Source organism: Pseudomonas sp. GW821-FHT04C07 (assembly GCF_059420325.1).
Genome location: NZ_JBWKTM010000006.1, coordinates 1 through 26,007, shown reverse-complemented (window position 1 = coordinate 26,007; position 26,007 = coordinate 1). Strand labels below are relative to the sequence as shown.

Genomic DNA, 26,007 nt, shown 5'->3' with positions numbered 1-26,007 from the left:
GGTTACTCCTCGACGTGCACGCTGTCCAGGTAGGTGCGTACTGCCCACAAGGCTTCCTGACTCAAGTAGTCGGCCATTTTCGGCATGTAGACACGACCATCGCGGACCGCGCCATGACGCACGCGCTCGACGAACCACTCATCCCCGGCGTCGCCGACATCGAGCTTGCGAAGGTCCGGTGCAATACCCCCGGACTTGGCTTCCAGGCCATGGCAAGCGGCGCAATTCTGGTTATAGGCCGAGGAGCCGATTTCCAGCGCCTTGTCGTGTTCCGGGGAGGTGCGATAGGGGTTCACCGCAGCCCAGCCATCACCATCAACCTGTACCCCGACGTCCTTGATCGGTGTCAGGCCTTTGGTTTCCACGGCTTGCGGCACGACGTTGCCGTGGGCCATTGCCGAACCCGCGCTGATCAAACCGGCCAGCAGCCCGGCGGCAAGCATGGCGTTGCGTATTGTTGTCATTGTTATGCCCTCAAGATTGCACGCAAAACCTCTCTGCAGAGGCTATGCCGCCATCTTAAGAACTGGCTTCGGTGAGCCGTATGCTGCTTTGGTTGTCGCCCTCTACTCCCTTGGTAGTAGGGCTTGCGGCGAGGGCCTGAAGCATGTGATCGTTCCCGCGCAGGAGCGCGGGAACGATCACATCTTGGACACGACTCGATTGTGTAGGGGCGTGGAGTTCCGGACTACACCGTCAGGTTGTGCGCCAGAGTGCCGACATGCCTAGCGCCCTGCGCATGCCTTGAGTTACGACCTTGGTACTGGCCCATTGGTACTTTCTGCATATTTCCCCGTACCCCGTCACTTCCTATGCTGGCGCTACCTGTAGTGGAGTGCCCTATGCGCCAGCTTGTCGGTTACGCCTTGTTCTACCTGCTGGCGATTGCCAGCGCCGCGTTGCTGGCGACCCAAAGCCAGGCGCAGGACGCCGGGTTGCAGGTCCGCATCGGCTACCTGGGCTATCGGCCCGATCCCGGCCCGCTGCTGTCGAACATCATTCCCGAACCCACCGACGCCGGGCTGCGCGGTGCCGAGCTGGCGATAACCGACAGCAACAGCACCGGGCGTTTTCTCAATCACAGCTACAGCCTGGTCAGCGCCAGCGTCGACAGTCCCGAAGCCTTGCTCGACGCAGCGAAGGTCCAGCACGACCAAGGCCTGCGGTTGTTCGTGGTGAATGCGCCGGCCGACAGCCTGCGCCAGCTCAGCGCCGCCCTGCCCGACAGCCTGCTGTTCAATGCCGGCAGTGCCGACGACAACCTGCGCAGCACCGACTGCCTGGCGAATGTGCTGCATAGCCTGCCGAGCCGGGCGATGCTCGCCGATGCACTGGCGCAATTTCTGGTGGTGCGCAAATGGCAGCGCCTGCTGCTGATTGTCGGCCCGACCCCGGATGACCAGGCCTATGCCGCCGCACTTCGGCGCGCGGCGAAACGCTTCGGGTTGCAGATCGTCGCAGAGAAACCCTGGTCCTTCGACAATGACCAACGCCGCAGTGCCCAGGCCAACATGCCGCTGTTCACCCAGACGGCTGAATACGACGTAGTGCTGGTGGCCGATGAGCGCGGCGACTTTGGCGAGTACCTGCCCTACCAGACCTGGTACCCGCGGCCGGTCGCCGGCACCCAGGGCCTGACCCCGACGGGGTGGCACAAAACCGTGGAAACCTACGGTGCCGCGCAGTTGCAAAAACGCTTCGAGGCCATGGCCGGACGCTGGATGAACGACCGTGATTTCGCCGCCTGGATTGCCGTGCGCAGCGTCGCCAGCGCCGTGAGCAAATTGCGCCAAACCGATACCCAGGCGATTCGCCAACTGGAGCTCAGTGATCAGTTGCCACTGGATGGTTTCAAGGGCCGCAAGCTCAGCTATCGCCCGTGGAATGGCCAGTTACGGCAACCGATACCGATCGTTCAGCCCCGGGCATTGGTCAGCACCTCGCCGCAAGACGGCTTCCTGCACCCCTTCAACGAAATGGACAGCCTGGGCTACGACAAGCCCGAAGTGACCTGCCGCTTTCCCTGACTCCTACAACGACAACAACAAGGAACCTGCCATGCGCCGCACCCTGCTTGCATCCGCCTTACTGCTCGCCACCGCGCCCGTGCTGGCGAGTACCGCCTGGGTTTCCAACGAAAAGGACAACAGCCTGAGCCTGATCGACATGCAGACCCTGCAAGTCACCGACACCCTGTCGGTCGGTCAGCGTCCACGCGGTCTGTTGCTGTCCCATGACAGCAAGCTACTGTACATCTGCGCCAGCGACTCGGACCGGGTCCAGGTGATGGACGTCGCCACCCGCAAAATCATCAAGGAACTGCCCTCCGGCAAAGACCCGGAGCAATTCGCCCTGCATCCCAATAACCGTTGGCTGTACGTATCCAACGAGGACGATGCGCTGGTCACGGTGATCGACACTGAAACCTCCAAGGTGCTTGCCCAGGTCAATGTCGGCGTCGAGCCGGAAGGCATGGCGGTCAGCCCCGACGGCAAATGGGCGGTGAACACCAGTGAAACCACCAACATGTTGCACTGGATCGACACCAGCACTCAGACCCTGGCCGACAGCACCCTGGTGGATCAGCGACCGCGCTTCGTCGAGTTCAGTCAGGATGGCTCGCGGCTCTGGGCCTCGGCCGAGATTGGCGGAACCGTGACGATTCTCGACGTGGCGACCCGGAAAATTCTCAAGACCTTGAAGTTCCAGATCAAAGGCGTGCACCCGGACAAGGTCCAGCCGGTTGGCGTCAAACTCAGCGCTGACGGTAAATACGCTTTCGTTGCCTTGGGCCCTGCCAACCATGTCGCGGTGGTCGATGCCAAAACCTTCGAGATTCTCGACTACCTGCTGGTGGGCCGTCGGGTCTGGCAGATGGCGTTTACCCCGGATCAGAGTCAGTTGCTGGCCACCAATGGCGTCAGCGGCGATGTGTCAGTGATCGATGTAAACAGCCTCAAGGTCATCAAGTCGGTCAAGGTCGGCCGTTATCCATGGGGCGTGGTGGTGACCCCATGAACGCCCTGGAAGTGACTGACCTGAGCTTCGCCTACGGCCCCCGTGAGGCATTGCGCCACGTGACGTTCAGCCTGCTGCCTGGGCGTTTCGCCGCATTGTTGGGGCCAAACGGCGCTGGAAAATCGACCCTGATCGCCCTGCTGACGCGATTGTATGATGTGCAGCGCGGTGACATCCGGGTTGGCGGTCACTCCCTGCGCAGCACCCCGCGTCCGGCCTTGCGCCAACTGGGTGTGGTGTTTCAACAGAGCACGCTGGACCTGGACCTCAGCGTCGAACAGAACCTGCGTTATCACGCAGCGTTGCATGGCTTGTCCCGTCGCCAGGCCCAGGCGCGGGTCGAGGCCGAACTGGCGCGCCAGGCACTGACCGAGCGGCGCCGTGAACGCGTCCGCGAACTCAATGGCGGCCACCGTCGTCGAGTGGAAATTGCCCGGGCACTGCTGCATGAGCCGCGCCTGTTGTTGCTCGATGAAGCCAGCGTCGGTCTCGATCCGGCCAGCCGCCTGGCACTTAACCAACACATTCGCAGCCTGTGCCGCGACCACGGTATCAGCGTGCTCTGGACCACCCATCTGCTGGACGAAGTGCAAGCCCGTGATGACCTGCTGATTCTGCATCAAGGGCGCCTCGTGGCCAGCGGCCAGGCCGATGCCCTGAGTCTCGAACACGGCGGTGACCTGACGTCGGCGTTCCAGCGCCTGACCACTTCAACGGCTTCGGGAGTCGCAGTTCGATGAACGCTTATTGGCAGTGTTTCAGCGGTATCGTGCTGCGTGAATGGCTGCGTTTTATCTTGCAGCGCACGCGTTTTCTCAGTGCGCTGGTGCGCCCTCTGCTGTGGCTGCTGGTGTTCGCCGCGGGTTTCCGGGCGGCGCTGGGCATCGCCATCATCGAGCCCTATGACACCTACATTCCGTACGAGGTCTACATCATCCCCGGTCTGGCCTGCATGATCCTGCTGTTCAACGGCATGCAGGGTTCACTGTCGATGGTCTATGACCGGGAAATGGGCAGCATGCGGGTGTTGCTGACCAGCCCCCTGCCCCGGGCCTTTCTGTTGAGCAGCAAATTGCTGGCGACCTCATTGATCTCACTGCTGCAGGTCTATGCCTTTCTCGCCATCGCCTGGGTCTACGGCGTGCAACCACCAGTTTTCGGGTTGGTTGCCGCGCTGCCGGCGTTGCTGCTGGTGGCGTTGATGCTCAGTGCGCTGGGGTTGTTGCTGTCCAATGCCATCCGCCAACTGGAGAACTTCGCCGGGGTGATGAATTTCGTGATCTTCCCGCTGTTTTTCCTGTCCTCGGCGCTGTACCCGCTGTGGAAAATGCGCGAAGCCAGTGAGTGGCTGTATTGGCTCTGCGCCCTCAACCCGTTCACCCATGCGGTGGAATTGGTGCGTTTTGCCTTGTACCAGCGCTTTAACCTGATGGCTTTGGTGGTTTGTCTGGGGTTGACGCTGCTGTTTTCACTGCTGGCGGTGCTGACCTTCAATCCGCAGCATGCGGCGGTACGACGGGCTGGCTGATCCAAAACCTGTAGGAGCGAGCTTGCTCGCGATGGACTCAAGGGCGGCGCGTTTATTCAGATAACACGCGTTATCGTTAACGTCCATCATCGCGAGTAATCGAGCGTCGACCGGCTGCTCCTACAGAGGTTTGGTGTCGCCCTCCCGAACGCAAAAATTACTACTTTAGTACTGGTTTCCCTGTCTATCGTCGCATTCACAAAGCACCAGCACTGGCATGTAATGGGTCTATAAAAAGAAGGACCAAACCCTATGCTGCGTGCCCCACGTTATCTGCTCTGCCCGCCCCTTGCAGCCTTGTCGCTGAGCCTGTTGCTGGGTGTCGCGCAGGCCGAAACACCGCTGTTTTCCCCTGAAGGCTATCGCACCAGCCTCTACCGCAGCCCCACGCCGAATCATGTGGACGGCGCCAGAATCATTGACACCGAGAGCCTGAAAACCCTGTTGACGCAAATACCCAGGCCGGTACTGATCGACGTCTATCGTCGGCAATGGCTTGAGGGGCGTTTCATCGAAGACCAGTCCCATGCCAACCTCCCCGGCAGCCACTGGCTGGCCAACACCGGTGATGGTGAACTGAGCCAGCAAGTGCAGGACTACTTCGCGCGCAACTTGCAAAAGGCTACGGCCGGGCGCGAGGATCAACCATTGGTGTTCTACTGCCGCGCCGATTGCTGGCTGAGCTGGAACGCGGTAAAACGCGCCACCGCGTTGGGCTATAAAGAGGTGTATTGGTACCGTGACGGGCTGGATGCCTGGGAAGCGGCGAACCTGCCAGTGGAACCGTCCCGACCCGAGCCTTTTCCCTGACCCGCCAGGCTGCGTGCCCCCGCCACACCATAATCAAAATAACGAGGTGAAAGGCCATGTACAAAATTCTGATTGCCGACGATCACCCACTGTTTCGCGAAGCCATTCATAACGTCATCAGCGACGGTTTCCCTGGCAGCGAGGTCATGGAAACCGCCGACCTGGACAGCGCCCTGGAGCTGACGCAGCAGCATGACGATCTGGACCTGATCCTGCTTGATCTGAACATGCCGGGCATGCACGGTCTCAACGGCCTGATCAATCTGCGCAACGAGGCACCGACCATTCCGGTGGTGATTGTCTCCGCCGAGCAGGACAAGCAGGTCGTGCTGCAAGCCATTACCTACGGTGCGGTGGGTTTCATCACCAAATCCTCCCCCCGCTCACAAATGACCGAGGCTATCCAGCAGATTCTGAACGGCAACGTTTACCTGCCCTCAGACATCATTCGCACGCAAAAAACCGGGACACGGCGCAGCATGAATGACACGCCGAATTTCCCGCCGGAACTGCTTCAGGCCCTGACCCGCAAGCAGCTGTTGGTGCTGGAACGGATGACCAAGGGCGAATCGAACAAACAGATCGCCTATTCCCTGGAAATTGCCGAAACCACGGTAAAGGCCCACGTCTCGGCGATCCTGCGCAAACTCAACGTGCACAACCGGGTGCAGGCGATTCTCAGCGCCGGCGATATTGATTTTGCGGCGTATTTGCGGCGCTGACATTTCACTCAAAGGTCTGTGATAACCCTGTAGGAGCGCAGCTTGCTCGCGATGGACGTTAACGAAAACGCGTGTTTTCTGAATAAACACAGCGCCCTTGAGTCCATCGCGAGCAAGCTGCGCTCCTACAGGGGCAGGGCAATGCCCCGCCACAAGTTACGCGGCGCGTCTCACGGCCGCCCCAACAAATGACTGATCGCCATCTTCAGCTTCATCGGCCGTACCGGTTTGTGCATCAAGGTATGGCCCAGCTCGCGCATTTGCAGCTTCAGTTCATTGCTGTAGTTGGCGGTGATCATCAGGGCCGGCAAAGGTGATGCACGCCGGGCATTGATCAGCGCCACGGCATCGACGCCGTTTTTGCCATGGTCCAGGTGGTAGTCGGCGATCAGCAGTTCAGCCTCGGCGTGGTAGTTATCCACCTGGCGCGCCAGGTCTTCTTCCGAGAGTGCCGTCACCACGTGGCAACCCCAACTTTCCAGCAGCGTGCGCATTCCTGCGCAAATCGCCGCGTCATTGTCCAGCACCCAGATCCGCGCCCCGTGCAAGCGCTCCAGCATCGGCTCGCTGATGGGCAACTGCGGCGCAACCTTCGGTGCACTGTGGGTCAGTGGCACCTCGACGGCAAACATCGAACCCTTGCCCGGCCAGGAGCGCACGGTGATCCGGTGCCCGAGAATGCCGGCGATTTTTTCGACGATCGCCAGACCCAACCCTAAACCACGATCCTGATTCGGCCGCTGCACATCGCCGCGTTTGAACTCCTGAAAAATCTCTTCCAGCCTATTGTCCTCGATGCCCATCCCGCTGTCCCAGACCTCAATCGACAGCCGCTGACGATGCCGACGACAGCCCAGCACCACGCGGCCACGGACGGTGTAACGAATGGCGTTGCTCAACAGGTTGCGCAAAATCCGTGCAAGCAACTGAATGTCGCTGCGCACCAGCGCCGAACTGGCCACGAAGTGCAGTTGCAGGCCTTCGCTGCGGGCCACCTGGGCGTACTCGGCCGCCAGGTTTTCCAGCAACTCGCTGAGGGCAAACGGTGCGATATCGGCCTTGATCACCCCGGCATCGAGCTTGGAGATATCCACCAATGTACCCAGTAGATTCTCCACGTCCTCCAATGAGTTGCTGACGTTGCGCACCAGAGCGGCGTTGGCCACCGGTTCGCGGCGTTCGAGCAGCGCGCTGGTGAACAGCCGCGCGGCGTTAAGCGGTTGCAACAGGTCGTGGCTGACCGCGGCGAGAAATTTGGTTTTCGACAGGTTGGCCTGTTCCGCCTCCAGCTTTGCCTCACGCAATCGCGATTCGACGCGACTGCGCTCATCGATCTCGCGCAGCAATTGACCATTGAGGGTGGTCAGCTCGGCGGTGCGCTCGCGAACCCGCACTTCAAGGTTCTGATAAGCCTGATGCAGCGCCTCGGCGGTGCGTCGGCGCTCGGTGATGTCGCGGATCAACACAAAAATTCCCACCACCTCGCCAGTGGCCAAGCGGTTCGGCACGTAGGAGCGCAGCATGTAGCGCTCCTGATTGTTGATGTTGGTTTCGGGGAACTCGAACGTCACACTCTCCCCGGCCAGCGCCCGCGCCACATAGGATTCCAGACGCTGGTAATGCTCTTCGCTGTGGACCTCGCGCAGGCTCTGGCCGAGCATCACGCCGCGTGGCCAGCAGTACCATTGTTCATAGACCTTGTTGGTGAATTCGTAGACCAGATCGGCATTCAGGTAAGCGATCAGCGCTGGCACATGGTCAGTGATCAGGCGAATCCAGCGTTCGCTCTCGCTGAGGGCTTCAGCGTGCTGGTAACGCTCGGTGATGTCGGTGAATGTGTTGACGAAACCGCCGGTCGGCAACGGATGAGTGCGGATTTCCAGCACTCGCCCATCGTAGAGCCGCTGTTCGCACTCATGGACGATCCGCCCGTTGGCATCGCGGCTGGCGGGGGTCAGCAGGCTTAACTCGCTGTCGCCAATCACTTCGGTAAACAACCGATGGGCCGCCACCGGCGCCAGGCCGCTCAACTCGAGGAATCGACGATTCCATAACTCCAGCACGCCCTCGGCGTTAACCATCGCCACGCCCTGAGACAGGTTGTCGACGGCGCGCTGCAGCAAGTGGGATTTTTGCGCGACAGCCTGCTCACGGCGCACGGTTTCGCTGAGTTTGACTTCGGTGATATCGGTGAAGAGGATCACCCGCCCGCCTTCCTGAGTCGGCCGTTCACTGACCTGCAACCAGCGACCGTTATGCAACCGGTAGAGCAAATGTTCATCGGCATGCCCTCGCGGCTCTTCGTTGAACAGGCCGGTGCCGGTCATCAACCGCTTGACCTCGGCCAGCCGCATCCCGGCAATGATCCGTATCCGGCTATTGGCCCAGAACGCCTTGAAGCGGCTGTTGAACAGCACAATGCGCTGATTTTCATCGAACAACACGAAGGCGTCGGAGATGCTTTCGATCGCATCGATCAGGTGCCGGTGAGCGGTTTCCGCCCGCAGCCGGGCTTCGCTGAGCAGATGATTGCCGGCCTTGAGTTCAGCCATCGCCTGATTCAGCGCATCGGTGCGCTCGCGTACCTGTTCGGCCAACACCACCGAATGCTGAAACGCCGAATACGGATCGTTGCCACGGGTCCCCCCGGATTCGATCCGTTCGATCAGCGCGCCGTTGATCCGTTGCAGCTTGCGGTTTTCATGCTGCAACCGGGCGATCTGCTCGTAGAGATCAGCGGCTGACGGGGGGCCGGTTTCGAGCAATGGCAACGCCGGTGAAGGTCTGGTTGATGTGCATGCCATTGAACTGTTCTCCGTAGGTGTTGAAGCCCATCACCCGCTGCTCGCGCAGGAAGGCGCCGATTTGCTCAAGGCTGCCGTTGTCTTCGAGCTCAAGACGCCTGAGGAAACAGTCACAACCGATCGTCAGCAGCAGCGTGCCAAGACGCGCCTCAAGGCCTTCGAACAGCGTCTGCAAGTTCGGCAATAGCGGCCCGGGGGTCATGGCGGTGAGCACGATGCCGTTTTCCACTGCGCAATAGAAACTCAGGCTCAGGTCCGGGTGCACCTGCTGAATGGCCCTGACGTAGTACTGCTCATTGATGCGCACCGCCAGTGGATGGGCGGCGAACACCCGGTGATCGAGCTCGGCCACCGGCACGCCGATATGTCGGGCGTATTCCTCGGCGGCAGGCTCGGCATTGAGCTCGTAGACCCGGCGCGAGGCGCTGTCGGCACGGGTGACCACCAGTTTCTCTTCGCGCGGCAGGATGTGATGGGTGGTGAAGACCTCGAAGTCCAGCCAGGTATTGACCAGCACCACCACCGCAGCACCGCTGTGGAACTCGCCGCCAAAATACACATGGGTATGGGTCAGGTAGTTGTCATCGCCGGCCGAGCCGCCGAAATGCGGGATGTCGCCGAGGGCTGCGCTCAGCGCCGCAAGGACCATTTCCTCGCGGCTGGACAGGCCATCGAGCAAGGTCAGCGCGAAACTGTTGCCCTTGATCGGCGCCAGGGTATTGCTGCGACAGTCGCCCACCAGACGTTCGACCATTTGCTGGGCATCGATCAGGCTCAAATGCTCCATCTGATCGATCAGCTCGATGGCGATGGAAAAATGCCGGTGATCGAAACCCACCGCGGTGATGCAGCCCCGGCCATAGCCATTGGGAGTGATTTCTCCGGCGCTGGTACAACCCACCAGGCGGATTCCGCCAAAGCTCTGTTGCAAGGCCGGGCCCAGGGCCTGCAAGTCGTACTCGGCGGAACAAAAGAACAGTACGAAACCCAAATGCGGATGCAGCAGTTGCCGCGCCAGATCCTGGGCGGCCTCCTGCGCATCGGTGGCCTGGGACATTGCACTGACGACGCCATCGGCCTGGCCCTGTTGCATATTCGCCTCCCGCAGGTGCGCTGTCTGAGCCATGAGTGTACGAAGCCAGCGACGCGGCCCGTATGCTACTTGGGTAGCGGGTAGGCGGTTCCATGGGATGAAGTGCGGGTGGCTGACAGCAAACATGAGCACCCTCGCCACGGGGCCGCAAACCTGAGACCAACTGTAGGGGCTGCTGTCGAAGGCCGCGCCCGGCTCACGTAGCAGCTGCCGAGCCCGCGAGGCTGCGTTCGGTTCACGTAGCAGCTGCCGAGCCCGCGAGGCTGCGTTCGGTTGCGCAGCAGCCGTAAAATCAGGCACTGCGGTCTTTCAGACAAACCGTGGAATCAGGATTTACGGCTGCTGCGCAACCGAACGCAGCCTCGCGGGCTCGGCAGCTGCTACGGGGGGATGTACGGAGTCAGAGATTCCTTATCGGCACCACGCCGCGATGCGCGCAGCGCGGGCAGATCCGGTCGGGTTACCAGGTCAACACCGCTCCCACGGCGAAGGTATCGGTGTGTTCATTTTGGGCAACGGTGTCGTGCCCGTTGATTTTGAATTGGTTGTACTCGGCCACCAGCTTGAGGTTGTCATTGACGTCATGGAACAGCGCTATCCCCCGAGTGTCGTAGTCCGCACCACTGCCGACCACACCGTTGCCATCGTCGTTGGTCTTGCCATAGGACAGCGCGAGGCGGTTTTTACCGAGCTTGTAGGAGCCCTGTAGCAGATAGCCGTCGCTATCGACTTCGCGCAACGTCGCTTTGCCGGCGTTGTTGGTGAAGAACGGGTTGATACCCTTGGCCTGGAAGCCCGAGCCGGTCAGGGACAAACCGCCCATCTTCGCCTGCACACCGTAACCGACGCCTTTGGAGGTCACCGACTTGACCGTGGAGTCGGTGTTGTCCGAGGTCTGGTAACTGCCGTTGACCCAGCTGTAGATCTTCGCCCCGGCGACATCGAACTGGTAGGTGATCTCGCTCTCAGTCCGTGGGTTTTCCTGATGGGCCTTGCCCAGTGCGCTGCTGTCGTTGGTGTCCACCGGATCCATGATCCCTACCGCAACCCGCAAGCCGTCCATGAGCGGTGTGCGGTAGGTAATTTGCGAGGTGGGAAACGGGTACGGGTAACCGGTGCCAATGTTGCCGAACGACACCCCGCCGCCATCCACCAGCCCCAGGCTGTCACTGACCTGGCCGTAACCGGCAAGCATTTCGTCGAGCAGGATGTTGGAGCGAGCGAACAGGCCGAAGTCTTTACCGATCAGCACTTCACCCCACTCGGGGTTGGCGACGGTGCCGTAGAACTGGCGTACATCGATGGCGGTGTCGGTGCCGTTGGTTTGACTGTCGTTGATGGTTACCCAGAACGACGCCCGCGCACCGAGCTTCAAGTCGTCGACTTGCTTGCCCATGTTGAAGCCCAGGTAGTTGGGCAAGAAGCCCATCTTCACTCGCGCCTGGCGCCGATCGAATTGATCGCCGGCGCGGTCGACTTTGCTGTTGACGTAAAAGGCGTTGATGTAGCCATCGGTGGAGAACGTGGTCTGATCCTTGTCGTATAGCATGATTTCGGCTTCGGCCATCGAACTGACGCCCAGGGTCGAAAAGCTGACAATCAAGGCAGGCAAGAAGCAGTGCTGGAATTTCTTATTGTTGTGCATGGCGCGCTCCGCAAACGGGGGACGAAATGTCGGACGCGATTATCAAAAGGCGGTGCGCCGGCTTATATGCTGCCTTGGCGGCAATAGGCAGGTGCTTTGGATTGGGCGGGAGCGGCCCGGCAAATTCGGTGTAAGACCGGGTTGCCAAGAGGGGCGAGACTTAAGACTTGCACGGGCTTGCCAATGGGATGACCGACTAACCCGTCGCCGCTCCCCGTAGCAGCTGGCGAAGCCTGCGTTCGGCTGCGCAGCAGTCGTAAACCCTATGTCCACGGTTAACCTGAAACACCGCGCTGCCTGATTTCACGACTGCTTCGCAGCCGGACGCAGCCTTCGGCAGCTGCTACGGAAGCCATCACCAATGCCAGTTTTCTGTCAAATATTGACTTAATGACAGAAAACATTCACCTTCTGCTCCAAGCGCTGAATAACAACAGGAAACAGCCTTGAGCCAGCCCATCAAACAACGTCTTGAAAGTAGCCTGTCGACCGCCTCCGCCTCGGGCCGGGCGATCGCCAATTACATGCTGGCCAACCTCTATGAGTTACCGTTCCAGACCTCGGCCGATATCGCCGCCAGGCTGGGCGTCAGCGAATCCACCGTCGGGCGCTTCTGCCGCTCCATCGGTTACAGCCATTTCAAAGACCTGAAAAACGACCTGAAAGTCGACCTGGGCGAAGGTCCGTGGCTGGTGGGTGACCGTTTGCAGGAGTTCCGTCAGCAGTCCAGCCAGAGCCCTGAAGGCTTGCCGCGCAGCTTCGAACTGGAAGTCGGCGCGCTGATGAAAGTCTACGAATACAGCCTGACCCCGGCCTGGCAAACCGTCAGCCAGCGCCTGGCCACTCGGCGCAAGGTATTTGTTGCCGGATTCCAGACCGAACGCGGCATCGCCGCGTCCATGGTCCATCTGCTGCAGTACCTGCGCGACGGCGTGCAACTGGTGGACGGCGCCGCCGGGCATTTCGCCGACGTGCTGCTCAGTAACCCTGAGGAGTGCGCGCTGGTGGTGTTCGAAGCCCGGCGTTATTCCCGTCACGCCCTGAACCTGTGCCGCAAGGCCCGTGAAGCCGGGATTGCGGTCACCCTGGTCACCGACACTTTCTGCGACTGGGCCGAGCAAAACGCCGACGAAGTGTTCCGCGTACCCACCGAGTTCAATCTGTTCTGGGAGTCCACGGCGTCGATGCTGTCGCTGGTGCACCTGTTGGTCAACGAGGTGTGCAAGCAGTTGGGCCCCGAAGTCGAAAGACGTCTTGAAGCAACCGCTGCCTTACATAACGAGTTTGTTGGATACACATCCTCACCAGGACCAAAACAATAATCGAGGTGTTAGATGAAAAACGTCATTCGCTTTGCAAGTGCGTGTGCAATGGTCATCGCCGGTGTATCGGGCGCCCAGGCTGAAGTGCTGAAAATCGCCACCGAAGGTGCCTACCCGCCGTTCAACTACGTTGACTCGGACAACAAACTCCACGGCTTTGACGTCGACATCGCCAACGTCCTGTGCGAGCGAATGAAAGTCGAATGCACGATCGTCGCTCAGGACTGGGAAGGCATCATCCCGGCACTGATGGCCAGGAAATACGACGCAGTAGTCGCCTCGATGATTGCCACCGATGAGCGCAAAAAGAAGATCGCTTTCACCAATCACTACTACCGTACGCCGCTGTCGATAGCCGTGGCCAAGGACTCGAACATCACTGATGCCCAGACCAACTTCAAAGGCCGGTCGGTCGGTGCCCAGTCCTCCTCGACCCAGGCGATCTACGCCGAAGAGCATTACGGCCCGGCCGGTGCCGATGTGAAGTTCTATCCGACGTTGGACGAAGCCAACAGTGATCTTGTCTCCGGTCGAATTGACGGGGTGATTGCCGACAAGTTTCCGTTGGTGGCCTGGGCTCAAAGTACCGGCAAGGACTGCTGCAAGATCATTGGTGACGTCAACGGCACCACCGCCGACGCCTCCATCGCGGTGCGCCAGGGTGACGATGCCCTGCGTGAGCGCTTCAACAAGGCGCTGGATGAGATCGTCGCTGACGGCACCTATAAAAAGATCTCCAGCCGCTACTTCGCCTTCGATATCTATTGATCCCTCAGGTCCAGGGCACTGGCTCTGGACCTTCTTCTCCGGCACCCCTGCCCCGCGCTCCGTGTGAGCGCGTCGGCGGCGTGCAGGCTTAATTTCGCGAGAGGGTTCGGGCATGTTCGAACATCTGTCACTGTTATCTTTTGCCAGCGGCGGTTGGGGTTCGGCCTTGTTGGCCGGTGCTGTGGTGACCATCGCCCTGGCCCTCAGCTGTGTGCCGATCGGCTTGCCGCTGGGCCTGGGTGTGGCGCTGGCGGCGCGCTCCAGACGACGCTGGCTGCGGGTCTGGGCCACAGCGTTTTCAACCGTATTCCGTGGGCTACCCGAGCTGCTGACGCTGCTGATCATTTATTACGGTTGCCAGATCGCCGCGCAGAAGATTCTCGCCGCAATGGGCTATCAGACCGAAGTGACGATCAACACCTTCGTTGCCGCGATGATCGCCTTCAGCCTGGTGTTCGCCGCATTTTCCAGCCAGATCTGGCTCGGTGCCTTCAAGACCGTGCCCAAGGGGCAGTTCGAAGCGGCCGCGGCACTGGGGCTGTCCAAGCGCACCACCTTTCGCAAAGTCGTGCTCCCGCAACTGGCGCGCATCGCCCTGCCGGGTCTGTCGAATAACTGGCTATCACTGCTCAAGGACACCTCGCTGGTATCGACCATTTCACTGGTAGACCTGATGCGTCAGACCAACCTGGCCGTCAGCGTGACCAAGGAGCCGATGTTTTTCTACGCCGTGGCCTGCTTCGGTTATCTGTTTTTCTCGGCACTGTCCGGTCGCTTGTTCCACTTTCTCGAGCAGTACTTCAGCCGCCATCAACGGAGTGCCCGGCCATGAGCTTCGATGATGTGCTGAACCTGTTCCTCAGCCCCGAACTGATCGAGCGCTATGGGGCGCGCTTTATCGACGGGTTGCTGGTGACCGGCAAACTGGTAGCGATTTCCTTCACGCTGGGCGCCCTGCTCGGCCTGCTGATCGCCCTGGGCCGGCTATCGAGCAACCGTTTTGTGCGCAGCTTTACCGGCGCCTACGTGTACTTCTTCCGTGGCTCGCCGCTTCTGGCGCAGCTGTTCATGCTGTATTACGGCCTGGGTTCGTTCAAAAGTTTCTGGCAGGACGTCGGTCTGTGGTGGTTCTTCCGTGATGCCTGGTTCTGCACATTGCTGGCGTTCACGCTGAACACTGCGGCCTATCAGGCCGAAATTCTGCGTGGCAGCCTCCTGGCGGTCGCCCAGGGCCAGCGCGAAGCCTCGAAAGCCTTGAGCCTGTCGCGCTGGACGACCTTTCGCAAAGTCATCCTGCCGCAGTCGTTGCTGGTGGCCATCGGGCCGCTGGGTAACGAGCTGATCCTGATGATCAAGGCCAGCGCCATTGCCTCGCTGGTGACCATCTACGACCTGATGGGTGTGACCAAGCTGGCCTTCTCCCGCAGCTTCGATTTCCAGATCTACCTGTGGGCCGCGGTGCTTTATCTGCTGATCGTTGAAGTGGTGCGACGCAGCCTGAAACTGATCGAAGGCCGCCTGGGCCGTCATTTGAACTGAACCGACTTTCCCGGGCGGCCATCGCTGCCCGTGTACCAAGGATCTATCCATGCATTGCGAAACCATTGTTCTTGGCGCCGGGATTGTCGGCGTCAGCACGGCGTTACATTTGCAGGCTCGCGGCCGCAAAGTGCTGCTGCTCGACCGCCAGCAACCGGGCAACGGCACCAGCCACGGCAACGCCGGGTTGATCGAGCGCGCCAGCGTGATCCCCTACGCGTTCCCGCGCCAGTTCTCGAAGTTGCTGCGCTACGGTCTCAACCAACAGTCCGACGTGCGCTACAGCCTGCGCCATCTGCCCAAGGCCGGCCCATGGTTGCTGCAGTACTGGCGCCATTCTGGCCCCAAAGGACTGGCCGCGGCCACCCGCGCCATGCTGCCGCTGGTGGAGCGCTGCGTCAGCGAACATGACCTGCTGGCGGAACCGGCAGGCATGACCGGACTGATTCAAGGCGACGGCTGGATCGAAGCCTTTCGTGATCCGGCCGCATTCGAAAAGGCCCAACAGGATGCCTTGGATCTGAGCGAGTACGGGTTGAACTATGTGGTCCTCGACCAACAGCAGATCCACCAGCGCGAATCCGGGCTGCATGCCGACATTATCGGGGGCCTGCACTGGCTGGACCCCAAGACCGTCAGCGATCCGGGCGGCCTGACCCGGGGTTACGCCGAGCTGTTCAAAAAACGCGGTGGAACCTTCGTCCTTGGCGACGCCCTGACCCTGCGCCAAAACAACGGCCAATGGCAGGTGCAAAGCGACGAGGGCCTGATCACCGGCAACGAGGCAGTGATCGCCCTCGGCCCCCAGGCCCGAAATCTTTTCGAACCTCTGGGTTATCGCATTCCATTGGCGATCAAGCGCGGCTACCACATGCACTACGCGGCCAAGCCCGGCACACATTTGCATCACCCTATTCTCGATCCGGTGGGCGGCTACGTGCTGGCGCCGATGATGCGCGGCATTCGTTTGACCACCGGCATCGAGTTCGCCGACAGCGATGCCCCGATCAATGAAATCCAGCTGCGCCGCTGCGAAGAGCATGCCCGGCACTTCTACCCGCTGGGCGAACGCCTCGATGCCCTACCCTGGCTCGGTCGCCGGCCGTGCCTGCCGGACATGTGCCCGGTGATTGGCCCGGCCAGTCGCCACCCGGGGCTGTGGTTCAACTTCGGCCACGCTCACCACGGCCTGACCCTGGGTCCGGTCAGCGGTCGCCTGCTGGCTGAAATGATGACCGGCAGCATGCCGTTTACCGACCCGGCGCCCTACAGCGCCGATCGCTTCCATTGATTGCTGGAGACCTGAGCATGCAAACCAGTACTGCCCTGCTGCAACCCCCTGTGTTCGCTGCCCCCGATACCCGCAAAGTAGTGGTCGATATCAGCGGGCTGGACAAGTTCTACGGCGCCTTCCATGTGCTGCACGGTATCGATTTGAAAGTCCGCGAAGGCGAACGCATCGTCCTCTGCGGACCGTCCGGCTCCGGCAAGTCGACCTTGATCCGCTGCATCAACCGTCTGGAAATCGCCGAAAAAGGCAGCATCCTGATCGACGACACCGACCTGTCGCAGAACACCCGCCAAGCCGCCAAAGTGCGCAGCGAAGTAGGCATGGTGTTCCAGCACTTCAACCTGTTCCCGCACATGAGCGTCCTCGACAACTGCACCCTGGCGCCGATGTCGGTACGCAGCCTGTCGCGTAAAACAGCCGAAGAACTGGCGCGCAACTACCTCAACAAAGTCGGCATCGAAAACCAGGCCGACAAATACCCCAGCCAACTCTCCGGAGGCCAGCAACAGCGCGTGGCCATCGCCCGGGCGCTGTGCATGGAACCGAAAATCATGCTGTTCGACGAGCCGACCTCAGCGCTGGACCCGGAAATGGTCAGTGAAGTCCTCGACGTCATGGTCAAACTCGCCGGCAGCGGCATGACCATGCTCTGCGTCACCCACGAAATGGGCTTCGCCCGGCAAGTAGCTGAAAGGGTGCTGTTTCTGGACGGCGGAAAAATCATCGAGGATGCACCGCCGAATGACTTCTTTGGCGCGCCGAAGAGCGCACGGGCCAAAGCGTTTCTTGCGCAGATTGTGCATTGAGACGGGGCCGGGATCGGCCCCCTTTATCAGTCCGAATCTCTACTGATTCGACGGCGTAAGATTCCTGACAGGAATGCAATCCAGTCGAAACATGAATTTCCTTTATTCAATTGCTGGCGCTAACGTGGCAGCGAATTGACCAAGGAGGACATCTGATGCAGGACTCAAATCCCGACGCCGTTCAAAAGTTCGACGCCTCACGCGCAGGCGAATATGCCCGGCAGAGCCGTATCGCCCTGGCAGGCTATGAGGCGTGCCATGAGTTGGTTGCCTGTATGCTCGCGGCAAGTATTGGTTCGGGGCGCAAAGCCCGGATTCTGGTTGCCGGTGCAGGCGGTACAGCACAAGAGATCCTTACGGCAGCATCGTTAGAACCGCTCTGGTCATTTACGGCTGTAGACCCCTCATCACCGATGCTTGAGCTGGCAGTCGCTCAATTAAAGGCACGGGATTTACTGGATCGCACCGAGATTCATCTGGGTACGGTCGATGACCTTCCGCCAGGAGAGTTGTACGACGCTGCCACGCTGATTGGTGTTTTACACCACCTGCCGGGCGATGAAGCCAAACAGGACATTCTTGAATCGATTGCCAGGCACCTCAAACCGGGTGCTCCTCTGATCCTGGCCGGCAATCATTACGCCTACTCCAGCCAGCCGCTGTTACTTGCCGCTTGGGGCGAACGCTGGCGTCAGCAGGGAGCCAGTGCTGAAGACGTGCAAGCCAGGCTCGGTAAAATCCTTCAGGGTGCCGATCCTCCACATTCCGAAGCCGCGATACAGCAATTGCTCAACGATGCAGGTTTTGGCACCGCTACACGATTTTTCAGCAGCCTGTTCTGGGGCGCCTGGATAACCTGCAAAGAGGGCTGAACAGTCCCATTGCCCCTCTGTGAGAAGAACGTGCGATGGCCCGCATAGGCCATCGACGCTTCCAGCGTTTCAAACCGATCAGAGTGTATTCGGCGACACGATGATCTTTACGTTGTGCTCCTTGTTGTTGACCAGTTCTTCAAAGCCCTGACTGACGATCTGTTCCAGGTTGATTCGCCCGGTCACCAGTGGCGTGATATCCAGCCGGCCATCGGCAATAAAAGCGATCACATCGGCAAATTCGCCGTTGTAGGCCAAGGCCCCCAACACCTGTTTCTCGGTGGCTACCAGCTCGAAGAAGTTGAACTCGCTCGGCTCTTCGAAGATGCCCACCAGCACACATTTGCCTGCCTTGCGGATCAGATCGATGGCCAGTTTGGCCGTGTGTTTGTTCCCGATACATTCGAAGCTGACGTCCGCGCCCAGGCCACCGGTCAGTCGGCGAACTTCGGCCAGTGCGTCGCATTGGTTGGGGTCCAGCACGTGGCTGGCGCCGACTTCCACTGCCTTGGCCTTTCGCGCACTGGACATTTCCAGGGCGATGACCTGGGCGGCTCCGGCCGCTTTGGCGCACATGATGGTGCACAGGCCGATGGTCCCGGCGCCGACCACCACCACGTTCTGCCCCAACAGGCTGCCGGCTTTTTTCACCGCATGCATGCCTACCGCCAGCGGCTCGATCAGCGCGCCGGCTTCGGCGGGAAAGTTGGCCGGCAGTTTGTACAGCAGGTTGGCCGGGACGTTGACCAGTTCGGCGAAGGCACCGTTGTTCATCAACCCGGTGAAGGCCAGGTTCTCGCAAATGTTGTACAGCCCGTGGGTGCAGTAGTAGCAGGTGCCGCAATGCTGACAGGCATCGGCGGCCACTTGCTCGCCGACCGTGAAGCCGCTTACATCGGCACCCATCCCGACAATCTCACCGCAGAACTCATGGCCGAGAATGCATTGGCCCTTGATCCCGGTCAGCGGATGCGGCGCGTCTACCGGGATGAACACCGGCCCTGCAACGTATTCATGCAGGTCGGAGCCGCAGATGCCGCACCACTTCACGCGGATCTGCACCCAGCCGGCAGGTGGCGCGATGGGCAGCGGCACGTCTTCCACGCGGATATCGTTGCGGCCATGCCAGACGGCTGCGCGCATGCTGCGGGTTTGCTTGCTTAAAAGACTCATGGATCGTTTCTCCTTGAAATCGCTCAGTCCCGACTGCCGCGAAGGCAGCCGGGGACGCCGTCAGTGTTGTTGCACAAAGTCGAGAATCAGCCGGTTGACCTGCTCCGCCGCTTCCATTTGCACCATGTGCGCCTGGCCCGGGAGCAATTGGACCTGCGCTGACAAACCCTCGGTGTGCGCAACCGGAATGATCGCGTCATCGCTGCCCCAGATCAGCAGCACCGGTTGCGGTCCGTCTTGCACCACTGCACGCAGGTCGACCTGCTGTTGCCCTGCGGCGAACAGCGTCGAGGCCAGCTGGCGCAAGGCGCTATCGACACCTTCCAGTCGCTTGTACTTGAGCATGTCTTCGAGCATCTGACGGTTCACCAATTCTGCATTGGAGAACAATTGCACCAGTTGTGGCTTGAGCGCGTTGCGGTTGGTCGCGTCAATAAAGCCTTGCAGGTAATCGCCATTGATCTGCGCCCCCAGACCAGCGCTGCCGATCAGGGTCAGCGAGCGCACCCGCTGTGGTGCAAGCCGCGCGGTGTTCAAGGACACCGCCCCGCCCATGGAATGCCCGACCAGATGCACCGCCTCAATGTCCAGATGATCAAGTAACGCCAGTACCACCTCACTCAATTCATCAAGGTCACCGCGCAATAGCGTCTTGCCCGACTCGCCGTGGCCCGGCAGATCCAGTGCGATCGCCCGTCTCCCTGCGGCCAGCGCTTCGTGGTTGAACATCCAGTTGTTCAGATCACCGCCCAAGCCATGTATCAATAGCAGCGGCGTGCCGCCGTCTCCGCGCTCGAAATAGCGAATGATGCGCCCGTCCAGCTCGATCTTTTGCGGTGCTGGCCCGCTGTCTTCATCACCAGCATCTCCCGGCACGAAGCTGGCCTGGAACTGCTCGACCACCGCGTCGATTTCTTCCTCACTGGCTTCTCCCTCGACGATGATGCCGAGCAAGGCACCGACCGACAGGGTTTCGTCCTGACGCGCAATGGTGCGTCGCAATACCCCGGAAAACGGCGCTTCGACACTGCTGGAAATTTTATCGGTTTCCACATCGAGCACTTCATCGCCCTTGACGATGGCATCGCCCTGCTCCTTGAGCCAGACGTCGACCCGCCCTTCAGTCATCGACAGCCCCCACTTGGGCATGGTCAGGGTGTGGATCTGGCTCATGGGCGCGTCCTCCACTCGATGAGCTTGAGCACCGCGGCTTCGATCTTCGCCGCGTCAGGGATGTACAGGTCCTCCAGGGCGTCGGAGAACGGCACCGGAGTATGCGGCGCGGTGACCATTTCGGTCGGTGCCCGCAAGGCCGAAAAGGCTTTTTGCGCCACCAGTGCGCAAATGTCGGTGGCCATCGAACAGCGCGGGTTGGCTTCGTCGATCACCACCAGGCGTCCGGTCTTTTCCACGCTTTCAAGGATGCTGTCCTCATCCAGCGGGCTGGTGGTGCGCAGGTCGATCACCTCGCAGTCGATACCGCGCCCCGCCAGACTGCGGGCCGCGTCCATCGCCAGATTAACCGTGCGGCCGTAGGAAACCAGGGTTACGTCCTTGCCATCGCGAAGGACGTTGGCCTCGCCAAAAGGAATCGCATAGAGCTCTTCCGGGACCTCGCCTTGCATGCTGTAGAGCATCTTGTGCTCACAGAAAATCACCGGATCGTTGTCGCGAATCGCCTGGATCAACAAACCTTTGGCGTCATAGGGCGACGACGGGCAGACCACTTTCAAGCCGGGGATGTGGGTCCACAGAGAGGTGAGCATTTGCGAGTGCTGAGCGGCCGCCCGCAGGCCGGCGCCGACCATAGTGCGGATGACCAGCGGCGTAGAGGCCTTGCCGCCGAACATATAGCGGAATTTCGCCGCCTGATTGAGGATCTGGTCCAGGCAACAGCCGGCAAAGTCGACGAACATTAACTCGCATACCGGCCGCACACCGCAGGTCGCAGCGCCGACAGCAGCACCGACATAGCCCAGTTCGGACAAGGGAGTGTCCAGTACCCGTCCGGGAAATTGGTGGTAAAGCCCTTTGGTGACCCCCAGCACACCACCCCAGGCGTCGTTTTCACCGGGGGCACCGGCGCCACCCGCCACGTCCTCGCCCATGATGAATACACTGGGGTCGCGGCGCATTTCCTGGGCCAGGGCTTCATTGATTGCCTGTTGATAGCTGATTTTTCTCGCCATGATGAAGGTCTCGATTCTTGTTATTGGGGGCGTTCAGGGATAGGAGACGTAAACGTCGGTGAGCAGGTCGGCCGCCGTCGGTTTGGGATCGGATTTGGCCTTGCGCACCGCGTTTTCGATCAGCCGCTCGACCTCATCGTCGATCTGGTCCAGTTGGCTGGCATCGACCAGCCCGGCCCGAGTGGTGCGCTCGCGAAATTGCATCAGGCAGTCGTTATGCTCGCGAAAATGCTTCACTTCGTCAGGGGCCCGATAGGTCTGGGCATCGCCCTCGAAGTGGCCGTAGTAGCGAGTCAATTTGACCTCGATCAGCGACGGACCCTCGCCGGCGCGGGCACGTTCGACGGCGGCGCCGGCGGCTTCTTGAACGGCGAAGAAGTCGAAACCGTCCACCGTGACCCCAGGCATGCCAAACCCGGCGGCACGGTCGGCAATGTGATCGCAGGCCACTGACCAGTTGGACGCCGTGGCCTCGGCATAACCGTTGTTCTCGGCAATGAACAGGCACGGCAGATTCCACACCGAAGCCATGTTCATCGCTTCGAACACCGCGCCTTCGTTAGAGCCGCCGTCACCGAAAAACACCACCGCCACGCTGTCGGTGCCCTTGAGTCTGGCCGCCAGCGCCGCGCCGACTACCAGGGGTGCTCCGGCACCAACGATACCGTTGGCGCCGAGCATGCCTTTCTCGAAATCGGCAATATGCATGGAGCCGCCCTTGCCCTGGCAGACCCCGGTTTTCTTGCCGTAGATCTCGGCCATCATCCCGTCCACATCGACGCCTTTGGCGATGCAATGACCGTGGCCACGGTGGTTGGAGGCGATGCAATCGTCATCGCCAAGATGGGCCATGACCCCGGCAGCGGAGGCTTCTTCGCCAGCGTAGAGGTGGACAAAACCGGGAATCTCGCCGGTGGCGAACTCCACGTGCAGGCGCTCTTCGAAAGCACGGATGGTGCGCATCACCTTGTAGGCATGCAGCAATTGATCAGCGGACAGGTGTGTCGACATTTTTATTCTCCAGGGTTGTCTCGAGTCGAAAGATTCATGGGGTGTTGCGGGTGTTCACGGCCGATGGACAGCAGTCGGCGTCGCGCCGCGTAGGCCAGTGCGGCGGTTACATCGATGCTCAGCGGGCCGCAGGCGTCGAGGGTGACGGTGGGCCGGTCATGGGCGTTGAACTCGATTTCCCGTTCGCCATCCAGGGCCAGGGTGCCGCTGGGCAACGACAGGCAATGGGCGACACCCGGCTCCAGGCTGCCGGCGGCGAGTACCCCGCAGCCTTGCAACAGACCAGGCGCCAGCGGTACCAGCAGCGCCTCGCAAGATTGCGGATCAAGGCGCATCCAGGCTCCGCCCGGGGCCTGGCGGGACACCGGAAACCACAAGCCGCACAGCGCCGAAAGCCCGATGGCCTGGGGCTCGGCGAAAGTCACGAAAACCTCCGCCAGGTCCGCTGCGCGGCTGATCGCCCGAGCGCCGATAAACGGCAACGACGACACTGCAACGTCCACCAATGCCCATTCGCACACACCTCGGGTGGGCTCGCGGACTAACAGGCGTTTATTGCGTCGCAGGGCAATCTCGGGAGGAATCCGCCCGCTGGCGAAAAGCCCGCCAGCCAGTCCGGCACTGGTGGCTTCGCGCAATTCGGGAAAGGCGTTGTTAGTGCCGGTGGACAGGGTCAGTAACGGGATATCGCCAATCTCGGCCGCCACCGCTTTGTGGGTACCGTCGCCGCCCAGGACTGCAATCAGCGACACGCCGCGCTCGGCCATCAAACGCGCCGCCTTGCGGGTGTCTTCGACGCTCTGGCGCAGGGTGATGTCGAGAAATTCCAGAGCTGGCCAATGACTGGCGCGTGCCTGTCGGCCCTGGCTGTTCTTCAGCACTGCCGCGGCGATGCCGGTCATGTCGGTGGGGATCAGCACCTGCTCGACGCCAGTAGCACCGAATGCGGCCAGCAGACGCTGAATCACTGAGACCTTGTCGGTGCTGGAAAACAGCCCGGCATTGGCGGTCAACCGCCGCAGGTCTCGACCCGACGCCGGATTGGCAATGATCCCCACCGTCAATGGCGCACGGCTCATGGCGTAACCCGGACAGTCGAACAGCCAGGTCGGGAGCAGCCCAGGGAAACGGATCGGCAGTGGGACATAAAGGAACCTCTCGTTATTGTTATGGTTGCCTGGGCTAGAGCAAGGCCGATGCCATAACGCTGTAAGTCGCTGAAAACGCCCGAACTAGAGAGGTTCATGAAGAATATGGGAGCACCCGGGGCACGCCGTTTCTGAGACGCGGCATGTCAGGTTGCGCGCAAGGAAAGCGAGACGCTGAGACGTTGCGTCTCACCTCGATCGGTCGGCGTCCTGTCGCTTGTCTGAAGGCTATGAACAGCGCTTAATGGCCGCACAACTACAAAAAGCTGGAAACGGAGGCCCTATGCTTTCCGCACACTCTAAGGCCCATGTGGATTGCGTCAGTCGCGTACTGAAGAATGCCGCGCACTTGCCGCAAGTGCCGGTACCGAGCCTGATTCTCGATTCCTGGCGCCGCTCCATGGAGCAGCACCATCTCGACCCTGGCTCGTTGCAGGGGCCGCGTATTCTTTCGCAGAACGTGCTCAATGAATGCCGCGAGCGCTCCGAGCTGTTCCTGCGTATCGCCAGCGAAGAAGTTGCCCGCCTCCATGGCCGGGTACGCGACGCTGACTACTGCGTGCTGCTTACCGACGCACAGGGCCAGACCATCGACTATCGGGTCGAGGCGGCAATTCGCAATGACTGCCGCAAGGCCGGGTTGTATCTGGGCACCTGCTGGTCGGAAGGCGAAGAAGGCACCTGCGGAGTCGCTGCGGTACTCACCGCCAAGGCGCCGGTCACGGTCCACAAACGTGATCATTTCCGCGCAGCGTTCATCGGTCTGACCTGCTCTGCCGCGCCGGTCTTCGACCCACAGGGCGAGTTGCTCGGGGTACTCGATGTGTCGGCCGTGCAGTCCCCCGATGACCGCCGTTCCCAGCACCTGATCCGGCAAATGGTGGTGCAGAGCGCCCGGGAAATCGAACACGCATTTTTCATGAACAGCGTCCAGGGTTACTGGGTGCTGCGTGCCCACAGCACCCCCGGTTATGTTGATAGCCAGCCCGACTTCCTGTTCGCCTGGGATGAGGACGGCAGCCTCAAGGCGCTGAACCCGGCAGCACGCCAGTTTTTGCTGCAGCGCTACGGTCAACTCCCCGAGCATATCGGCCAGGTATTCGACCAGCAGATCCTGCATCGAGCGACGGACGAGTCCCTTTGCCTGCTGCGCAATCACGGCGGGCAGAGTGAACTGCATGCACGCTTGAGCGCCCCTCGCCGTCCTGCCAAAAGGTCCTCGCGGGTTGAAATCGCCGCCACGGAACTTGACCCGCGTATCGCCGAAAGCCTGCGCCTGGCGGTACGAGTCAAGGACCGTAACTTGCCGGTGCTGATTCAGGGGGAAACCGGATCCGGCAAGGAAGTGTTCGCCCGTCAACTGCACCAGGCGAGCAGCCGACGCGAGCGCCCTTTCATCGCGGTGAACTGTGCAGCGATCCCGGAGAGCCTGATCGAGAGTGAACTGTTCGGCTATGTTGCCGGGGCCTTCACCGGCGCATCGAGCAAAGGCCTGCAAGGCCTGCTGCAACAGGCCGATACCGGCACGCTGTTCCTCGACGAAATTGGTGACATGCCGCTGGCTTTGCAGACCCGGTTACTGCGGGTCCTGGCGGAGGGTGAAGTAGCGCCACTGGGCGCTTCTCGGTCCAGGGTCGTGGATATTCAGGTGATCTGTGCGACCCACCGTGACCTGGAAGGACTGGTCAGGAGCGGAGATTTTCGTGAAGATCTGTACTTTCGCCTCGGCGGAGCGCGCTTCCAGTTGCCGCCCTTGCGCGAACGCAGTGACCGTTTGGCGTTGATCAACCGCGTTCTCGCTGAGGAATCGGAGCTGTGCGGTGTGTCGGTGAAAATCAGCACCGCAGCGCTGGAGTGCCTGCTCGGCTATCGCTGGCCGGGCAATGTCCGTGAGCTGCGCCATGTCCTGCGCTACGCCTGCGCCGTGTGTGAGGCGCACGTCATCCAGCTGAGTCATTTGCCGGGGCAACTACAGGGTTCAGGGCTCGACGCCCTGCCCTCGACCGGCGGCAACGAAACCACCGATTGTCCAGAGCGTCAGGCGCTGCTCGATGCATTGGTCCGTCACCGCTGGAAACCGATAGCCGCCGCAAAAGCTTTGGGTATTTCCCGTGCGACGCTTTATCGACGGGTGCATCAGCACCGGATAGAGATGCCCGGAAGAAGCCCGGCTTGAATCGCGCCGGCCATGGCCAGGCTCTCCATCACCTGAGTGACCGCCCGAATGCGGTGATCGGCAGCCTCCAGTAACACATCGAGGGGAGCTTG

Annotated in this window: 23 protein-coding genes; 14 read left to right on the top strand and 9 right to left on the bottom strand. The window is 60.8% G+C overall.

The features are described 5' to 3' along the window. Window positions 1-2: 2 nt before the first annotated feature. Window positions 3-464 (bottom strand): cytochrome c-550 PedF, encoded by a 462-nt coding sequence (gene pedF / locus AC07UI_RS12640; protein WP_494992804.1) that lies wholly within the window; start codon window positions 462-464, stop codon window positions 3-5. Between the two features lie 378 nt (window positions 465-842). Between pedF and AC07UI_RS12635 the strand changes: the two genes are divergently transcribed. The 6 genes from AC07UI_RS12635 to AC07UI_RS12610 all read left to right on the top strand — a co-directional run bounded on the left by AC07UI_RS12635 (window position 843) and on the right by AC07UI_RS12610 (window position 6,078). Continuing rightward, the gene (locus AC07UI_RS12635; protein ID WP_494992803.1) at window positions 843-2,027 is read left to right on the top strand and encodes an ABC transporter substrate-binding protein; all 1,185 of its coding nucleotides are present in this window, start codon (window positions 843-845) and stop codon (window positions 2,025-2,027) included. 31 nt (window positions 2,028-2,058) lie between these two features. Then, on the top strand, window positions 2,059-3,018 hold the full coding sequence (locus AC07UI_RS12630) for a YVTN family beta-propeller repeat protein (protein ID WP_494992802.1): 960 nt from the start codon (window positions 2,059-2,061) through the stop codon (window positions 3,016-3,018). After that, entirely contained in the window at window positions 3,015-3,758 is a 744-nt protein-coding gene (locus tag AC07UI_RS12625; protein ID WP_494992801.1) for an ABC transporter ATP-binding protein, read from the top strand. The genes AC07UI_RS12630 and AC07UI_RS12625 overlap by 4 nt, the downstream gene beginning before the upstream one ends. Further along, entirely contained in the window at window positions 3,755-4,546 is a 792-nt protein-coding gene (locus tag AC07UI_RS12620) for an ABC transporter permease (protein WP_494992800.1), read from the top strand. The genes AC07UI_RS12625 and AC07UI_RS12620 overlap by 4 nt, the downstream gene beginning before the upstream one ends. Before the next feature lie 252 nt (window positions 4,547-4,798). After that, on the top strand, window positions 4,799-5,356 hold the full coding sequence (locus AC07UI_RS12615) for a PQQ-dependent catabolism-associated CXXCW motif protein (protein WP_494992799.1): 558 nt from the start codon (window positions 4,799-4,801) through the stop codon (window positions 5,354-5,356). Window positions 5,357-5,412: 56 nt separating this feature from the next. Beyond that, window positions 5,413-6,078: a response regulator gene (locus AC07UI_RS12610; protein ID WP_494992798.1), complete on the top strand. Its 666-nt coding sequence runs from the start codon at window positions 5,413-5,415 to the stop codon at window positions 6,076-6,078. A gap of 170 nt (window positions 6,079-6,248) precedes the next feature. On the opposite strand, the gene nahK is transcribed toward AC07UI_RS12610, so the two are convergent. The 3 genes from nahK to AC07UI_RS12595 all read right to left on the bottom strand — a co-directional run bounded on the left by nahK (window position 6,249) and on the right by AC07UI_RS12595 (window position 11,620). Next, complete coding sequence (nahK, locus tag AC07UI_RS12605; protein ID WP_494992797.1) at window positions 6,249-8,882, bottom strand: hybrid sensor histidine kinase/response regulator NahK/ErcS'; 2,634 nt, start codon at window positions 8,880-8,882, stop codon at window positions 6,249-6,251. Next, window positions 8,812-9,975 (bottom strand): nitric oxide-sensing protein NosP, encoded by a 1,164-nt coding sequence (gene nosP / locus AC07UI_RS12600; RefSeq protein WP_494992796.1) that lies wholly within the window; start codon window positions 9,973-9,975, stop codon window positions 8,812-8,814. The genes nahK and nosP overlap by 71 nt, the downstream gene beginning before the upstream one ends. 460 nt (window positions 9,976-10,435) lie before the next feature. Beyond that, window positions 10,436-11,620, bottom strand: coding sequence for a porin (locus tag AC07UI_RS12595; protein WP_494992795.1), 1,185 nt, complete (start codon window positions 11,618-11,620; stop codon window positions 10,436-10,438). A 446-nt stretch (window positions 11,621-12,066) separates the two neighbouring features. On the opposite strand from AC07UI_RS12595, the gene AC07UI_RS12590 reads away from it, so the two are divergent. From AC07UI_RS12590 to AC07UI_RS12560, 7 genes are all read left to right on the top strand, one after another. Continuing rightward, window positions 12,067-12,942, top strand: coding sequence for a MurR/RpiR family transcriptional regulator (locus AC07UI_RS12590; RefSeq protein WP_494992794.1), 876 nt, complete (start codon window positions 12,067-12,069; stop codon window positions 12,940-12,942). Between the two features lie 12 nt (window positions 12,943-12,954). Next, on the top strand, window positions 12,955-13,710 hold the full coding sequence (locus AC07UI_RS12585) for a transporter substrate-binding domain-containing protein (protein WP_494992793.1): 756 nt from the start codon (window positions 12,955-12,957) through the stop codon (window positions 13,708-13,710). Window positions 13,711-13,822: 112 nt separating this feature from the next. Then, window positions 13,823-14,542, top strand: coding sequence for an ABC transporter permease (locus tag AC07UI_RS12580; protein ID WP_494992792.1), 720 nt, complete (start codon window positions 13,823-13,825; stop codon window positions 14,540-14,542). Further along, on the top strand, window positions 14,539-15,249 hold the full coding sequence (locus AC07UI_RS12575) for an ABC transporter permease (RefSeq protein ID WP_494992791.1): 711 nt from the start codon (window positions 14,539-14,541) through the stop codon (window positions 15,247-15,249). Before AC07UI_RS12580 ends, AC07UI_RS12575 begins: the two co-directional genes overlap by 4 nt. A 49-nt stretch (window positions 15,250-15,298) precedes the next feature. Beyond that, window positions 15,299-16,540, top strand: a complete 1,242-nt coding sequence (locus AC07UI_RS12570) for an NAD(P)/FAD-dependent oxidoreductase (RefSeq protein ID WP_494992790.1) — start codon at window positions 15,299-15,301, stop codon at window positions 16,538-16,540. Between the two features lie 17 nt (window positions 16,541-16,557). Further along, window positions 16,558-17,346 (top strand): amino acid ABC transporter ATP-binding protein, encoded by a 789-nt coding sequence (locus AC07UI_RS12565; protein WP_494992789.1) that lies wholly within the window; start codon window positions 16,558-16,560, stop codon window positions 17,344-17,346. A gap of 155 nt (window positions 17,347-17,501) precedes the next feature. Then, entirely contained in the window at window positions 17,502-18,218 is a 717-nt protein-coding gene (locus AC07UI_RS12560) for a class I SAM-dependent methyltransferase (RefSeq protein ID WP_494992788.1), read from the top strand. Window positions 18,219-18,296: 78 nt separating this feature from the next. Here the strand turns inward: AC07UI_RS12560 and AC07UI_RS12555 are convergent, their stop codons facing one another. From AC07UI_RS12555 to AC07UI_RS12535, 5 genes are all read right to left on the bottom strand, one after another. Further along, window positions 18,297-19,361 (bottom strand): 2,3-butanediol dehydrogenase, encoded by a 1,065-nt coding sequence (locus AC07UI_RS12555; RefSeq protein ID WP_494993085.1) that lies wholly within the window; start codon window positions 19,359-19,361, stop codon window positions 18,297-18,299. A 90-nt stretch (window positions 19,362-19,451) separates the two neighbouring features. Beyond that, window positions 19,452-20,564: an acetoin dehydrogenase dihydrolipoyllysine-residue acetyltransferase subunit gene (locus tag AC07UI_RS12550; protein WP_494992787.1), complete on the bottom strand. Its 1,113-nt coding sequence runs from the start codon at window positions 20,562-20,564 to the stop codon at window positions 19,452-19,454. Continuing rightward, a complete protein-coding gene (locus tag AC07UI_RS12545; RefSeq protein WP_494992786.1) occupies window positions 20,561-21,580 on the bottom strand; it encodes an alpha-ketoacid dehydrogenase subunit beta in 1,020 nt (339 codons plus the stop codon). Before AC07UI_RS12545 ends, AC07UI_RS12550 begins: the two co-directional genes overlap by 4 nt. Window positions 21,581-21,613: 33 nt before the next feature. Then, on the bottom strand, window positions 21,614-22,591 hold the full coding sequence (locus tag AC07UI_RS12540; protein WP_494992785.1) for a thiamine pyrophosphate-dependent dehydrogenase E1 component subunit alpha: 978 nt from the start codon (window positions 22,589-22,591) through the stop codon (window positions 21,614-21,616). A 2-nt stretch (window positions 22,592-22,593) separates the two neighbouring features. Further along, a complete protein-coding gene (locus tag AC07UI_RS12535) occupies window positions 22,594-23,670 on the bottom strand; it encodes an ATP-NAD kinase family protein (protein WP_494992784.1) in 1,077 nt (358 codons plus the stop codon). Window positions 23,671-24,022: 352 nt separating this feature from the next. On the opposite strand from AC07UI_RS12535, the gene AC07UI_RS12530 reads away from it, so the two are divergent. Further along, a complete protein-coding gene (locus AC07UI_RS12530; RefSeq protein WP_494992783.1) occupies window positions 24,023-25,915 on the top strand; it encodes a sigma-54-dependent Fis family transcriptional regulator in 1,893 nt (630 codons plus the stop codon). Window positions 25,916-26,007: the final 92 nt, after the last annotated feature.